Origin of the sequence: uncultured Granulicatella sp. (assembly GCF_963515615.1) — a bacterium.
Classification (GTDB): Bacteria; Bacillota; Bacilli; order Lactobacillales; family Aerococcaceae; genus Granulicatella.
Map to the genome: position 1 here is coordinate 1 of NZ_CAUPZT010000039.1, position 15,719 is coordinate 15,719.

Consider the following 15,719-nt stretch of genomic DNA (forward strand, 5'->3'; position numbering starts at 1 on the left):
GTCCCTACACATTTGGTTTGTCTTCTTTGTTTAGTTTTCAAAGGTCAACGTCGCTCTTCGCGATAACTCCTATATATTATCATAGGAGTTTTTGGCTGTCAACATGTTTTTTTATAATTTTCAAACGCTTTAAAAGCGAACGTTCGTTAACAGTGTTTATAATTTACCATAGTTTTTCTCCCTTTGCAAGTCCATTTCTTAACTTTTTTTATATTTTTCGTAAAAAAGAGACTGTAGTTTTTTAGGCTACAGTCTTTTATATTATTGAACGGTTCCAGAAGTAATTTCCTTACCATCACTAACAATTTTATATTTTCCTATTGGTTGAGTATTACTTAAACTAAATGTTAAATTCACACTAGTATCTTCACTAATTTCTATAGTGTTATATACATTTTGAAGCTGGTTTACCGAGTCTTCAATGTAAATAGAAATCTTATTAACTTTTCTATTCGAATTGTTTTTTGGTTTTTGATAAGGAATTACTATCTGTTTTGTTACTGTGTGTACTTTTTTACCTTTTGATAGCACAATTGTTAAAGGTGCACCTTTTTTAATCTCTGAACCTTCACGAATTGATTGACTAACAACTGTATCCACTGTTGCATCATTTTCTTCTTCTGTAATGGTTAAGTTTAAATTATTAGCACTAGCATATTCAATAGCCCCTTCTCGAGTATATCCTTTCAAGTTTGCCATTTTTATTGAATTTTCACCTTTACTTACCACTAATGTTATAACAGTATCTTTTCCTTCTACTTTTTGATTTGGAGCAATACTTTGAGAAATTACTTTCCCTGAATCTACATTATCCGAGTTTTCATCTTTTCTTTCTACTGTAAAACCTAATTTCTTTAACTCATCTCTGGCTGCTTCATAAGTTTTATTTCGATAATCCTTCATTGTTATTGCTTCTTTTCCAGAACTTACTTTAAGTGTTACTTTTGACTTTTCTTTTACAGTACTTCCTGCTTTTGGATTTGTTTCAATAACTTTTCCACTTTCTACTTCATCAGATTGTACTTGTATCACATCTGTTACATTTAATTTTGCATCTGCCAGTTTAATTTTAGCTGCAGCTTCTGTTAAATTCGTTACATCCGGAACTTGAACTTCCTTTGGACTTGAATGTAAAAATGCAAAAGCCATAATTCCAATAACGGATATCATGAGTAATAATACCCAAGGCCATTTTCTTTTTTTCTTAACCGGTTTTTCTTCATCCATTTCTACTACCGGTATTTCACGACTTGATTGTATTGGTTTAATTTTTTGTGTAGAGATTGGAGACAATACTTTTGTCTCTCCCGAAAAACTAGCTGGTACAAATTTCTTTTCATATAATCTTGTTGAGTCCAAACAAGTTTTTAAATCTTGAAACATTTCATAGCAACTTCTATACCGATTCATTGGATCTTTTGCAGTTGCTTTTAAGACTATATTTTCCAAACTTTGCGGAATCATCACTGATGGATTCATAACTGGAGGTAACGGTTCTTGAAAATGCTTCAGTGCAATTGATACAGCTGATTCTCCATCAAATGGAACTCTTCCCGTTAATAATTCATATAACACAATCCCTAATGCATAGATATCCGTTTGAATTGTTGCCATTCCACCTCTTGCTTGCTCTGGTGACAAGTAATGAACAGAGCCAAGCAATGTATTCGTTTGTGTTAACGATGTATCGGATAATGCTACAGCAATACCAAAATCAGTTATTTTAACATTCCCTTCTCGATCAATTAAAATATTTTGTGGTTTTATATCACGATGAATAATTCGATTTTGATGAGCAGCAGCAATAGCTGAAACAATTTGCATCATGATACGAACTGCTTCTATTGGATGTAAAGCTCCTCTTTGTCGTACATAATCTTTCAAATCTGTTCCTTCTACATATTCCATCACAATGTAATTCATCTCTTGTGACTGTCCAACATCATAAACTCCAACGATATTAGGATGTGTTAATTGCGTTGCTGATAATGCTTCACGTCTAAATCTTCTCATTGCATCATCATTTTGTCTAAAATCTAATCTTAAAACTTTAATTGCTACTAATCGATCTAAAATCAAATCAGTTGCTAGGTAAACCGCAGCCATTCCACCGGTACCGATTAAAGATTGAATTTTATAACGTCCATTTAATGTTTTTCCAGCTTCTAGCATTAGGCTACCTCCTCTTGTAATTGAATTTTTGCAATAGCAACCGTAATATTATCACGGCCACCTGCTTCATTAGCTGCTTCAACAGCTTTTTCTACTTGTTTTTCTATATCAGAATAATGATTCATCACATTTCGAATTTCTTCTAGTGATAACATATCACTCAATCCATCACTACATAATAGTAGAGTATCGTCTTCTTTAACAGTCATTCTCACAAAGTCAATTTCTACCACTGAAGTAACACCAAGTGATTGAGTCACTATATTTTTATTAGGGTGATTTTCTGCTTCTTCAGGAGTAATTTCACCAGATTTCAATAATGCATTTACCAAGCTTTGATCTTCCGTTAATTGCTTCAATTGAAAATTTCTTAACACATATGCTCGACTATCTCCAACATTGGCAATCATTAATTGATTATCTATCACAATCGCTGCTACTAAGGTAGTTCCCATCCCATACAAATCTTCATATTGTGTTGAACGCAAAAGAATATCATTATTGGCTTCTTCAATTTTATGAATCAACCATTGGTAGATTTCTTCAATATCATCTAATTCCATTTTTTTCCATGCTTGGCCAATTGTCATAAGAGCCATTGAACTTGCAACTTCACCAGCATTATGACCACCAATACCATCACATACCATCATAAGCGGGATATTATTTTTGCTTTCAAAGTATCCTGCAGTATCTTCATTCACTTTTCTTCTTTGGCCAACATCACTTTTTATGGCAAATTTCATATAATCCCTCCTTGATGTTTAGGATTTTTTAACTAGTTTACAAATATAAAAACCATCACTATTAAAGTCACTTGGTAATATTGTAATATCTTCTGTTTCTTGATGAATCCACTTTCCAATCGGTTCAATTTTAAACTCTGGATTCGTTTCTAAAAATTGATTGACTAGCTCTCTATTTTCTGACTTATTTATTGTACAAGTAGAATACACAAGACTTCCCTTTGATTTTACCATTTTTGAAGCAGATATTAAAATATCAAGTTGAATTTTTTCCAAACTCTTTAAATCTTTTAATTCTTTTGTATATTTAATATCCGGTTTACGACGAACTAATCCTAATCCTGAACAAGGTGCATCCACAAATACCGCATCAAAACTTTCAGTTGGATATACTTCATGAACAGTACGGGCATCTAGCACTTTCATGGAAATACAATCTTCCACTCGCAATCTTTTTGCATTTTCTTGAATTTTCTTTAGTTTATGTTCATATAAATCTAAGGCATCAACCTGTCCACCTTTTGATGGATCTAAATAGCTTGCAATATGCGTCGTCTTCCCGCCGGGTGCAGCACATGTATCAAGTACTTTATTTGTTGGTTGTAAATTACCAACTTGTGCTACTAAAGAAGAAGCTTCATCTTGAATCGTAATAAGTCCTTGTTCAAAAGCTTTCGATTGGAAAACATTCCCCTCTTTCACAATGAGACATCTATTGGATAACATGCTTTCTCTAGTCTGAACCCCTTCTTCATCTAACAGTTGTTTTACTTGTTCCTGCGATAAATAATTGGGTTGAATACGAACACTGACACTTGGCGCAGTTAAAATAGACTCAGAAATTTGTTGTGCTTTTTCTACTCCATACTGTTGTTGAAATAATTGGTACATCCATTTTGGAATACTATACTGTACGCTCATTCTTTCATCTGCATCTTTTATTTCCTCAAAACTTCTTAAATCATTTCTTTGGAAATTTCTAAGTACACCATTGACAAATTTAGCAACCCCTTGATGACCACGTTTTTTTGCAATTTGTACTGCTTCAAAAATTGCTGCATGATCTGGAATTTTATCTAAAAATACCATTTGATAAATGGAAATTCTCAGCAATTGTTTCACCCATGGTTGAATTTTCTTTGCTTTTTGAATATAAGGGGCTAAATAAAAATCAATCGTCATTTTTCGCTGAATCGTTCCATAAAACAATTCAGTTAACAGACCTTTATCTTTTGCAGTCCATTTTTGTTGCTCAATTACCTTTTTTAAACTAATCGTTGAATAAGATTGATCTTGTTCCACTTGAACTAATAAGTCTACAACTGCATTTCTGACCTTATCCATGATTTACCCCTTCAAAGCAAGCTTTCTCTTCAATAACTGAAGCAAAACCATTCATAAAGGCATCTGAAGTCATTTTAGCTTTTCCAGCAGGTTGTAATTCAATAATTTCTAATACGGTTTGATTTCCACATGCTACATACAAATGATGATTTTCTTTAAATAATGTTCCTGGTTGTTCAGCAGTTGTTTGATCTACTACCTTCACTTGCCAAATTTTCACTCTTTCACCATTTAATACAGTAAATGAAGTTGGCCAAGGACGTAATCCACGGATAAAGCAATCCACCATTTTTGCTTCTTTTGTCCAATCGATTTGTTCTTGTTCTCGTGTAATATTTGGAGAATACGTTACGAACGTTTCATCTTGTACAATTTCAGTAATTATCCCATCAAAAATTTTCGGTAATGTGTCTAATAATAATTCCGCACCTACCACACTTAATTTTTCAAACATGGAAGCTACATCATCAAATTGTTCAATTGGAATCGAGCGTTGTGATAAAATATTTCCCGCATCCATTTTGCTAACCATTCGCATAATGGTTACACCTGTATGAGAATCCCCATTCATAATAGCGTAATGAATCGGTGCACCGCCGCGATATTTTGGTAATAAAGATGCATGAACATTAATAGCACCTTGTTTTGGAAATTCTAAAAATTTCTTTGGTAAAAACTGACCATAAGCAGCTGTTACAATTAAATCAGCATCTAATGTCATTAATTGTTCTAATTCTTCTGAACCCGTTAATTTTTCTGGTTGATATACAGCAATATTTTGCTCTAATGCATATTTTTTCACAGGTGATGGAGTAATCACTTTTTTACGACCAACTGGTCTATCTGGTTGAGTCACAACCGCAATCACTTCATATTCTTCTGAACTAACTAAAGCATCTAATACTTTTGTTGAAAATTCGGGTGTCCCCATAAAAATAATTTTTTTCAAAATTCCACTTCCTATCCTTATAAAAAATATTGGGGTTCTACATCGATGGATACCGCTACTTTTGATTGCGGAGTCGATTGAGTATTGACTAAGACCTCATGTAATAAAATATCTAATACTGGATCTTTTTTATATTTAATAATTAATTGATAATAATAACGATTATTCATTCTAGCAATTGATTTTGCACTTGGACCTAATAAGACGGATTGAGAAGATAGCTTACCTTCCAATACCTTTTTAATGTCATAAGCCTGTTTTTGTGCAGCATATTCTTGTTCACTAGAAACTGTAATCATCACTGTAAAATAATAGGGCGGATAATGAGCGAGATGTCTCATTTTCATTTCTTGAGCAAAGAAAGCCTCGTAATAGTGATTTTGTGCTAATTGAATCGCATAATGATCTGGGTTGTATGTTTGAATAAATACTTCTCCAGCCTTATCTCCTCTACCAGCTCTTCCTGCTACTTGCGTTAATAATTGGAAAGTTTTTTCTGCAGCCCTAAAATCCGGAATATTTAAAGCTGTATCTGCATTGACGACTCCTACTAAAGTGACATTTGGAAAATCTAACCCTTTAGCAATCATTTGTGTTCCAATTAAAATATCCGCTTTTTGTTCTTCAAATTGTTTTAACAACGATTCATGTTGTCCCTTTTTACGAGTTGTATCAACATCCATTCGAATAACTCTCGCAGTTGGCAATAATTGTTCTAATTCTTCTTGAAGTTTTTGAGTTCCCGTTCCGAAATAACGAATTTGTCGGCTATGACATTTCGGACAGTGATTTGGAATCCCTTCTTCATGCCCACAGTAATGGCATTTCATCACTTTTGTATCCATATGAAGCGTCAAAGAAATATCACAATTTGGACATTCCAATACATAACCACAATCTCGACACATAATAAAGGACGAATATCCTCTTCGATTTAAGAGCAACACACTTTGCTCTCCTTTTTCTAATCGGTCTTCTAACGCTTGTAATAGACGTTTAGAGAAACTTCCCTTTTGTGCCAGAAATTCTTGTTTCATATCAAGCACATGAACTTGAGGTAATGGTTGATGTTTAGCACGCTTTGTTAAACGTAATAAACGATAAACTCCCTTTTCCGCTCTTGCTCGAGATTCTAAACTTGGAGTTGCACTACCAAGTACGACAGGGCAATGATGATATTTCCCTCTCCAAATCGCAATATCTCTAGCATGATAACGTGGAGTATCTTCTTGTTTATAAGTACTTTCATGTTCTTCATCTAAAATAATAATGCCAATATTTTCTAATGGAGCAAATACCGAAGATCTTGCTCCAACAACAATGTCTGCTCTACCTTCTTTTATTTTTTGCCATTCATCATGTTTTTCTCCAGGATTCAAACCGCTATGTAAAACAGCTACTCGATTTCCAAATCGTTCTTTGAAACGTTGTACCATTTGAGGAGTTAATGAAATTTCTGGAACAAGCATCATAGCGCTTTTTCCTTTTTGAATGGCTTCTCCAATCCATTGAAGATACACTTCTGTCTTTCCTGAGCCTGTCACGCCTTGCAATAAATAAACATGAGAGGTTTCATCAGTCTCTTCTTCTAACACTTGTTGAAAAACTTGTTTTTGCTCGTCATTTAGTTCAAATGGTTTCGAGTGAATAATTTTTCTCCCTGCATAAGGATCTCTATCTACTGCTCTTTTTTCTAAAAGAATCCAACCTTTTTCAATAGCTTTCTTCACATCTGCTTGCACAACATTAAAGCGAGTCATAAATTCAGCTTTCGCAATTTCTGTATTCTCTAAACTAGATAAGCCTTCCAAAAATCTTATTTGTTTTGCCGCATTTTTGGAAACTTGCCTCATCATTTCCAAATATTCTTCAGGTAAATACGATAATACAATCCAATCTTCTGTTTTTATTTGTTTGCGGTCTTCTACTAAAGTTTTTGTTTGAACAATTCCTTTTTGTTTTAAACGTAGTAACTCTGCCAAAATTTCCTTCGGCATTTCATCGGTTACTTCTAATTCTAATTGACCATTAAAAATTCTTTGAAAAATTTCTTCTTGTATTTTGGGATTTTCTAATACAAATAACTTTCTTGTTGTTGTTTTTAACATTGCTGGCAACATTGTTTGATAACAGTGAATTAAAAAGGCAAATAAATGATTGGACATATATTCCCCTAATTCAATCATTTCTTTTGAGAGAACAGGTTCAAGATCCATCAATCGTTCAATTTCTTTTAATTCACCGTCAAACTCTGTTGTAGGAGAAATGGAAACAACAAAGCCTTGCACACTTCTTCCAGCAAATGGAACAACGACTCTCATTCCAACTTCGATTTCTCCATCAAAAATTTCTGGAATAATATAATCAAAAGTATGATTCACTTGTTTTACTGGAACATCTACAATTACTTGTGCAAACATGATTTCACCTCGCTTTAGAGGTATATTTACCCCAATTTACATCATAAGATTAGTGTATCATCTTTTTCAAAAAATAGAAAACGATTTATTCACTATTAAAATATATTTTAAAAAATAAAAACCTTGAAGGGATTTCTCCACTTCAAGGCTTCTTCCTCATTAAACTTCTTCAGGAATACTATCTTCACGAATTCCTAATTCACCGGCGATAACTTCTTCTAATGCACGGCCAACATTTTTATCTGATTGATAGTTCTCTAATTTTTGTGGTTCATGATGGTGTAATTCATGAGCTCTTTTACTTGATAAAATTACTAAAGAATATTTTGAATCAATTTCATTTAATAATTTATCAATTGAAGGATATAACATCATAATAGATTACCTCTTTCTACTCTTCATCCAGTATTTCTTCTAACTCTTCTATAGTATCTAAATTTCTAACGATTCGCAAGTGCTCCGTTTGAATAATTGCTTCAATTTTTTGAACAGCATTATCTACTGTATCGTTCACTACAGAGTAATCATAATACTTCATCAACTCTAATTCTTCACGAGCTGTTTTCATACGTTTCGCAATTACTTCATCGGAATCTGTTCCTCGATTAACAATACGGCTTTCTAATTCATTTAAATCAGGTGGCGTTAAGAAAATAAACACTCCATCCGGCATTAAATCACGAACTTGAATTGCTCCTTGTACATCAATTTCTAAAAATACATCTTTACCTTTTGCTAATGTATTTTCTACATATTCTAGCGGAGTGCCATAATAATTCCCAACATATTCAGCATACTCCAATAATTGTTTATTTTGAATCATTTGTTCAAATTCTTCTCTTGTCTTGAAGAAATAATCGACCCCATCTGTTTCACCTGTACGTGGTAGACGAGTTGTTGCTGAAATTGAGTAAACAAATTTTTGTTCCCCTTTTGAAAAAATTGCAGCTCTAACTGTTCCTTTCCCTACGCCTGATGGCCCAGATAAAACGATTAGCAATCCTCTTTTTGTCATAATCGTCTCAAAACTCCATTCTTTTTACAGCTTTTTACTATCTTATCATAAACTCCAGTCAAACAACAAGCCAAAGTAAAAAAATTATCCCTTCCTCAACAAATTATAATCTTCCCTTCATTATTATGTGTCTTATTTCTTTAATAAACCAGAAAAATATTGTGAAAAATCAAACAAAATATTGACCTTTCAAAAAAACGGAATATAATAAAGATAGATACGAAAAGGCTTACATTTTATTTTGAAGGGAGACTTATTTATGAACAAGAAAAAGAAAAAACTAACTTTAATTTTATTTGTTGTACTCGTAATATTAGCACTTTTCTTAACACCAAAATTACTTGACTCACTCCCTAAGCATTTTTCTATCTCATCAGACGCTAATTTTTATATAGTAGGATATAAAAATATCGAAGGATATCAACTGGACAATTCAGAATTCAAGAAAGTTTCTGATGAAAAAGTAGAAACTGTTAAAGGACAAATTAATCCAACTGTTAAACGTGCAGAATTATCTAATCGTTATTTAGTATTTTCTGAGGAAGGAAAACCCCACGGAGTCATTGGAAGAGTGACATCTATCGACTTTAAAGCCGGGGAAATCAAACACCATAAAACAGATGACTATGCTTATACGTCTTCTGGCTCAAATCCTGATTACTATTTCACTTCCGCTTCAAATTATTTAGCAACTTTTGATCCAACATTAAAAAAAGTAGATAAATATATTTTTGAAGAACCAGTCATTCTTTCAGACTTTTCAAACGAGGGGAATCATCTATATTTTTCAGGAACATCTGTCAAAGGTGATGCGAATCATAATTATCCAACTTACTTCTATCACTTTTCATTACAAAACCAAAAATTACAGTTGGAAAATAAAGAACTATTATACAAGGATCCAGAGGTTACTTATTTCTTTAATGATAGCATTGTAAGAGAAAATCAACTTTTCGTTACTTCAAGTGGTTATCGTCAAAATTCTACGAAGGAAAAAATAGTTCAAGGACAAATATTCCACTATGATATGGATTCAGGAACAAAAGAGTTCATAGATTTACCTGAAATTGCTCCTAACAATCTATATGAACTAAAAGGTGATTTAGTCGCCATTGAACATTCAACTGTATATTCTAAAAAAATTGGGTTCAGCCTTTTTCATTTAACAAATCAGACCTCACAATTCATCGATTTATCTGAATTCGGTTTTGATGTAAATAAGGATTCTTTAAAAGATGTGAAACAAATAGATGACGACACTTTATTAATTTTAGTAGGTAACAAATTATTACGTTATCAGATTAGTGAAAGTACCGTCCTCTCCAAAAAAGAAGTTGACCCTCATTCATTTCATATTTGGGTAAAATAAAAGGAGGCTTAACCTGCCGTTAAGCCTCTTTTCTATCTTATTTTTGACGTAATCTTTCGATATCTCTTGCGATTTCTACTTCTTCATTTGTTGGAATGTTTAATACTGTTACTTTCGCATTGTCTGATGAAATAATTGCTTCTGAACGAGTGTTGTTACGTTCTTTATCAATATCACATCCGAACCATGTAATTCCACTAATAATTAAGTCACGGATTTTAATTGAGTTTTCACCAATACCAGCAGTAAACACAATCGCATCTACCCCATTCATTACAGCAATGTATTGACCAATGTATTTTTGAACACGATCCACAAAGATTTCCATTGCTACTTTAGCATCTTCGTTAGTTGCTGAAGCATTGTCAATATCACGCATATCACTTGATAAACCTGATAATCCTAATAAACCAGATTTTTTGTTTAAAATGTCAACCATTTCGTTAATATCTGAAATATTTAATTTGTTCATTAAGAATCCTACTAATGAAGCATCAATGTCTCCTGAACGAGTACCCATTGTAACCCCTGCTAATGGAGTGAATCCCATAGATGTATCTACTGATTTACCACCATCAACGGCTGTAATAGAAGCACCATTTCCTAAGTGACATGTAATGATTTTTAATTCTTCAATTGGTTTACCTAATAATTCAGCTGCACGGTGTGAAACATAACGGTGGCTAGTTCCGTGTGCTCCGTATTTACGTGCTTTGAATTGTTTGTAGTATTCTAATGGCACACTGTATAAGTATGCTTTTTTAGGCATTGTTGTATGGAATGAAGTATCGAATACAGCAACACTTGTAATATCTGGTAAGATGTGTTTGAAAGCACGCATTCCGATAGCTTCTGCTTTATTGTGTAATGGAGCAAATTCTGCTAAATCTTCTACTTGTTGGATAACTGTATCGTCTACTAAAGCTGAATCTTTGAAGATTTCTCCCCCAGCAACTACACGGTGTCCAACACCAGTAATTTCATCAAATGAAGCAATAATGTTTAATGCTACTAATTGCTCTAATAATTTTTCTACGGCAATTTCGTGGTTTGGAATATCTTCTACCACTTCATATTTTTGATCATCTCCGTAGCTAATTGAGAAGATTGAATTTTCTAATCCAATACGTTCTACTAATCCTTTTGCCACAACTTCTTCTTGAGGCATATTAAATAATTGGAATTTCAAACTTGAACTTCCGGCATTAATTGCAATTGATTTTGACATAATCTGTCTCCTTTGTGTGATAATGTTCTACTTTTGTGAAAAACACTGTACAATTTCCTTTAAAAGTTTCATGTTTCAGCATTTCTCGTACCTCATTCATTTTAGCATAACTAAGTACAGATTGAAATAATAAATCCTTAGTTCTACAGAAAATAAAATGTCAAAGTATATATCTACTCTTAGCTTTTTAGTCCTACACTCTCTACGAAAGTTCTTTTGCCCATTTTTCAAATGTTTGTGTAAATTGTCTGAACTTATCGATGTTTTTCATATCCGGGATGTCGCCTAACAATACTTGACGTGCTTGTTTCGCACCTTTTCCTTTTTTCTGGAAAATGAGTAACGACTTGCTATATTGTTGATTTTTGAATAATGTTTTAGGGAAAGCGAGCATGGCTTGAACAAAAGATTCTTTTTGTAACTGTTCTAATAATGACACACTTTCTTCTGTTTCAAATAAATTCGTTGGCACAATCATGAATCCAAAACCGCCTGGTTTTAAATAATTCAAATGTTGTTCGATGAATAAATGATGAGCATAAGAATGTCCCTCTTTCGCATGAGTCTTAAACTCTTTAGCTCGTTCATCAACTGGATAATACCCCACGGGCAAGTCGGATAACGCAATATCAATTGGATCGACTAATAAATCACTTAATCCATCTTGCAACATAACTCGTACCTCTAAACTTTCTAAAGCAAAAGATTGCAATGCTAAATGGACTAACACTTCATCATTATCAATTGCAGTCGTTTGAATTGTTTTGCCACTTTCTTGTAAAAATAACTGAACGGTACTTAATAAATTCCCACTTCCACAAGCAAAATCAGCGAGTACTAATGTTTCTTTAGTTTCTGTTAAACGTTCTACCATAAATGCCACTAATAATCCAATTGAATCAGGTGTCATTTGGTGATTCGTTTGTAAACCATCTTCTTTAGCAGCTTTCAAGAAAGTATATTGAATCATGCGACGAATTTGTTCTTTTGTAAAGCTTTGTAATGCTAGTTCTTGATAAGCTGTGTTTAATGCTTCAATCGTTGCTATCTCTGGTTGTCCTTCTACTTGTTGCGCTTGATTTCCTGAGGCAATATTTTGCAAGGTTTCTCCTAATGCCTCAACATACGAATAATCAATTGCTTTTTGGAGTACTTGAACAGCCTCCCATAATTTTTCAAAACTACGAATTTCTTTATTTTCCTGTTCCATCAAACTCCTCCTTTCAAATAAAAAATAAGAGACAGGACAAAGTCCTGCCTCCTCAAATTCCATATTATTCAGCAGCTGCTACTGGGTAAACAGATACTTGTTTTTTGTCACGGCCTTTACGTTCGAAACGTACTACGCCATCAACTTTAGCGAATAATGTGTCATCTCCACCGATTCCTACATTGTGACCTGGATGGATTTTAGTTCCACGTTGGCGGAATAAAATTGAACCACCTGTAACAAATTGTCCATCAGCACGTTTAGCACCTAAACGTTTTGATTGAGAGTCACGTCCGTTTGATGTAGAACCGCCCCCTTTTTTGTGGGCGAATAATTGTAAATTCACTTTTAACATGAGAGTGCACCTCCTTGATAGGTTAATCAACTTGAATGGTTAGATAGTTAGGATATTCTTCTTGAATTCCTTCTAACCCTAGTAATAGACTATTTAATAAAATTTTTGTTGTGTGAGATTGAACTTTCGTTACACCTCGTACAACTTCGAAATATAAATACCCACCTTCGACTTCATCAACGTCAACAATCGGTTGATAGCCCGCTAGCTTCTCGATACTATTGACAGTCGTAATCGCTAATGCAGAAACGCCTGCACAAACAATGTCTTCACCATACTCGCCAAAGCCAGCATGACCTGTCATTTCAAAAGAAACTAATTCGTGGTCTTTTTTATGAAACGTTACTCGTATCATCGTCAAAATTAAGCGTTGATTGCGTTAATCACAACTTTTGTATAAGGTTGACGGTGACCTTGTTTACGGTGAGAGTCTTTACGACGTTTGTATTTGAAAGTTACAACTTTCTTTTGACGGCCTTGTTTTTCAACAGTTCCTTCAACAGTTGCACCTGCTACGAATGGAGCACCAACTTTAACGTTTTCTCCACCTACAAATACTACTTCTTCGAAAGTCACTTTGTCGCCAGCTTCTGCGTTTAATTTTTCAACGTAGATTGCTTGACCAACTTCAACTTTAACTTGTTTACCACCAGTTTTTACGATTGCGTACATATTGCACCTCCTATATTTTAGACTAAGACTCGCCAGTTTAAAGTGCCGATTCCGGTCTTTTGTACTCTAATCCGAGCGGTTGTAGCTGTGGTGCTTCACAATTACAACATAAGTAGTTTAACAGAGATTTCTATTTAAGTCAAGCAAAAGCTTGATCAATTAAAATGAAAATTAGCCGACAATTCTATTAAGAATCATTCGGCTAATATCTCTTTAACGATTTAACATCTTTTCTAATTCTACTGTTGTGAACGGAGTTGCGTCATCTTCATGAACACGTTCGATATTTGCTCCTAATGCACGTAATTTATGATGGAATTGATAATATCCACGATCTAAATATTTTAATTCAGTTACACGTGTATAACCTTTTGCCACCATACCCGCAATAATTAAGGCTGCTGCTGCACGTAAGTCAGTTGCCTTTACTTGAGCACCTTGTAATTGTGACTCTTGATTCATCACTGCAGTTCTACCTTCAATCATGAACTCTGCATTCATACGGCGCAATTCTTCTAAATGATTAAAACGATTTTCGAATACTGTTTCTGTCATTGTACTTACTCCTGAAGCTAGCAACTGAACTACTGTCATTTGTGCTTGCATATCAGTTGGGAAACCTGGATGAGGTAATGTCTTCACATCTGTTGGTTTTAATGTTTCTGGTCCAATCACACGAATTCCATTTTCTTCTTCAATAAATCGAACACCCATTTCAGATAATTTAGAAATTAATGGTTGATTATGTTCTGCAATCGCATCTTCTACAAAAACATCTCCTCCAGTAACAGCTGCAGCAACCATGAATGTTCCTGCTTCAATTCTATCAGGGATAATTGAATGAATTGTTCCTTCTAAGTGGTCTACTCCTTCGATACGAATGTTTTCAGTACCCGCACCAATAATTTTTGCACCCATTTTATTTAAAATATTAGCTAAATCAACAATTTCAGGCTCTCTAGCTACATTTTCTAATAAAGTCGTCCCTTTCGCTAATGTTGCTGCCATCATTAAGTTTTGAGTCGCACCAACTGATGGGAAATCCATATAAATTCTTGCACCCACTAATTGATCCGCATGAGCTTCTACATAGCCATCTGCTTGAGTAATGGTTGCACCCATTGCCTCGAACCCTTTTAAATGCAAATCAATTGGACGAGTTCCAATTGCACAACCTCCTGGCATTGCCACACGAGCATGTCCAAATCTTGCTAACAATGGACCCATTACAACGATTGATGCACGCATTTTACTAACAAATTCAAATGCTGCCGTTGTTTGAATATTTTTTGTGGCATTTAACGTAATTGATTTTTCCTCTTCATCAAAAGTGCTTGTGACATTTAAACTATTTAATACTGCTAACATTGTATGCACATCCGATAAATTTGGTACATTTGTTAGATGTGTTACTCCATACTCTGCTAAAATACTTGCTGCTAAAATTGGAAGCACAGCATTTTTTGCTCCCTCTACTTTTACTGATCCATTTAGACGTGTACCACCTTGTACAATCATCTTTTCCATTCTAAAAACCTCCAAGGTTACTTACTCGTAATGAATTGAACGATTGAATTAATCATATCTGATATCGTGAAAATTGCATTAGCAGCTCCTATTCCTAACAGAAGAGCCACTAATAGGATGAATAGTCTTGCTTGTTCAATTCGTTTTTTTAATATAATTTTTTCTAGATTGATGCATTGAAGTGACCAATAGGCAATAACAATCATTCCTAAAGTCAGCACTAATCGTACGATTTGTATATATTCCGTCATATAAATCTCCTATCTTTTATAGAGATTCTGCTTTTCTATCTTACCATATTTTTCAAGAAAATAAAAGGACGGATACCTTTTTTAAGATTAAAGATTGGATCAAATTATAAAAACGTCCAAAAAACGAAGTGACCCCAAAAAGTCTAACTTTTTGGGGCCACTTTATTGTCGTATGACGTTTGATAAAACAAATTTTGTTTATTTTATTCTTCGTCTTTTTTCTTTGCTACCGTTGGTGTTGCTAATCCTAATCCTGCTAAGATTGCTAATACTGCTGGTGTAAAGACTTCTAGTTCTGCCGTACCTGTATTAGGTAATTCTTGTTTTGCTACAGGCGTTGACTTCACTTCTGGTGTAGAAGGTTGTTCTTGTTTTGTAGTTGGAACTTCTTCTACTGCTTGTGGAGCTTTAGGTGTCACTTTCTTATAGTGATGTAGGGTATTTCCTTTAGCATCAGTTGT

The 15,719-nt window shown here is 34.0% G+C and carries 16 protein-coding genes and 1 other annotated feature; of the genes, 1 reads left to right on the forward strand and 15 read right to left on the reverse strand.

The features are described from left to right. Positions 1-261: 261 nt before the first annotated feature. The 7 genes from pknB to gmk form a co-directional block, all read right to left on the reverse strand. The gene (pknB, locus tag RYL55_RS06655; protein WP_315008179.1) at positions 262-2,172 is read right to left on the reverse strand and encodes a Stk1 family PASTA domain-containing Ser/Thr kinase; all 1,911 of its coding nucleotides are present in this window, start codon (positions 2,170-2,172) and stop codon (positions 262-264) included. After that, on the reverse strand, positions 2,172-2,918 hold the full coding sequence (locus tag RYL55_RS06660; protein ID WP_315008180.1) for a Stp1/IreP family PP2C-type Ser/Thr phosphatase: 747 nt from the start codon (positions 2,916-2,918) through the stop codon (positions 2,172-2,174). Before RYL55_RS06660 ends, pknB begins: the two co-directional genes overlap by 1 nt. An 18-nt stretch (positions 2,919-2,936) precedes the next feature. Further along, entirely contained in the window at positions 2,937-4,262 is a 1,326-nt protein-coding gene (gene rsmB, locus RYL55_RS06665) for a 16S rRNA (cytosine(967)-C(5))-methyltransferase RsmB (protein WP_315008181.1), read from the reverse strand. Beyond that, positions 4,255-5,211, reverse strand: a complete 957-nt coding sequence (fmt, locus tag RYL55_RS06670; RefSeq protein ID WP_315008182.1) for a methionyl-tRNA formyltransferase — start codon at positions 5,209-5,211, stop codon at positions 4,255-4,257. The genes rsmB and fmt overlap by 8 nt, the downstream gene beginning before the upstream one ends. A 17-nt stretch (positions 5,212-5,228) precedes the next feature. Then, positions 5,229-7,631, reverse strand: a complete 2,403-nt coding sequence (gene priA, locus RYL55_RS06675; RefSeq protein ID WP_315008183.1) for a primosomal protein N' — start codon at positions 7,629-7,631, stop codon at positions 5,229-5,231. A gap of 159 nt (positions 7,632-7,790) precedes the next feature. Then, entirely contained in the window at positions 7,791-8,006 is a 216-nt protein-coding gene (gene rpoZ, locus RYL55_RS06680; protein WP_315008184.1) for a DNA-directed RNA polymerase subunit omega, read from the reverse strand. A gap of 16 nt (positions 8,007-8,022) precedes the next feature. After that, complete coding sequence (gene gmk, locus RYL55_RS06685) at positions 8,023-8,646, reverse strand: guanylate kinase (RefSeq protein ID WP_315008185.1); 624 nt, start codon at positions 8,644-8,646, stop codon at positions 8,023-8,025. A gap of 259 nt (positions 8,647-8,905) precedes the next feature. Between gmk and RYL55_RS06690 the strand changes: the two genes are divergently transcribed. Beyond that, positions 8,906-10,015: a hypothetical protein gene (locus RYL55_RS06690; protein ID WP_315008186.1), complete on the forward strand. Its 1,110-nt coding sequence runs from the start codon at positions 8,906-8,908 to the stop codon at positions 10,013-10,015. 37 nt (positions 10,016-10,052) lie between these two features. Here RYL55_RS06690 and RYL55_RS06695 read toward each other — a convergent pair whose 3' ends face one another. The 8 genes from RYL55_RS06695 to RYL55_RS06730 form a co-directional block, all read right to left on the reverse strand. Continuing rightward, positions 10,053-11,243 carry an acetate kinase gene (locus tag RYL55_RS06695; protein WP_315008187.1) on the reverse strand — a complete coding sequence of 397 codons (1,191 nt, stop codon included), beginning with the start codon at positions 11,241-11,243 and terminating at the stop codon, positions 10,053-10,055. A gap of 202 nt (positions 11,244-11,445) precedes the next feature. Then, on the reverse strand, positions 11,446-12,453 hold the full coding sequence (locus RYL55_RS06700; protein ID WP_315008188.1) for a class I SAM-dependent methyltransferase: 1,008 nt from the start codon (positions 12,451-12,453) through the stop codon (positions 11,446-11,448). A 64-nt stretch (positions 12,454-12,517) separates the two neighbouring features. Beyond that, on the reverse strand, positions 12,518-12,808 hold the full coding sequence (gene rpmA / locus RYL55_RS06705) for a 50S ribosomal protein L27 (protein ID WP_006703860.1): 291 nt from the start codon (positions 12,806-12,808) through the stop codon (positions 12,518-12,520). A gap of 22 nt (positions 12,809-12,830) precedes the next feature. Then, entirely contained in the window at positions 12,831-13,163 is a 333-nt protein-coding gene (locus tag RYL55_RS06710; RefSeq protein ID WP_315008189.1) for a ribosomal-processing cysteine protease Prp, read from the reverse strand. An 8-nt stretch (positions 13,164-13,171) separates the two neighbouring features. After that, a complete protein-coding gene (gene rplU / locus RYL55_RS06715; protein ID WP_020991443.1) occupies positions 13,172-13,480 on the reverse strand; it encodes a 50S ribosomal protein L21 in 309 nt (102 codons plus the stop codon). A gap of 15 nt (positions 13,481-13,495) precedes the next feature. After that, positions 13,496-13,571 (reverse strand) — a sequence feature (ribosomal protein L21 leader region). Between the two features lie 122 nt (positions 13,572-13,693). Beyond that, entirely contained in the window at positions 13,694-15,007 is a 1,314-nt protein-coding gene (gene murA / locus RYL55_RS06720; RefSeq protein WP_315008190.1) for a UDP-N-acetylglucosamine 1-carboxyvinyltransferase, read from the reverse strand. 17 nt (positions 15,008-15,024) lie between these two features. Further along, positions 15,025-15,258 carry a DUF1146 domain-containing protein gene (locus RYL55_RS06725; RefSeq protein WP_315008191.1) on the reverse strand — a complete coding sequence of 78 codons (234 nt, stop codon included), beginning with the start codon at positions 15,256-15,258 and terminating at the stop codon, positions 15,025-15,027. A gap of 203 nt (positions 15,259-15,461) precedes the next feature. Then, the coding region (locus RYL55_RS06730) for a hypothetical protein (protein ID WP_315008192.1) at positions 15,462-15,719 on the reverse strand (258 nt) is incomplete at its 5' end.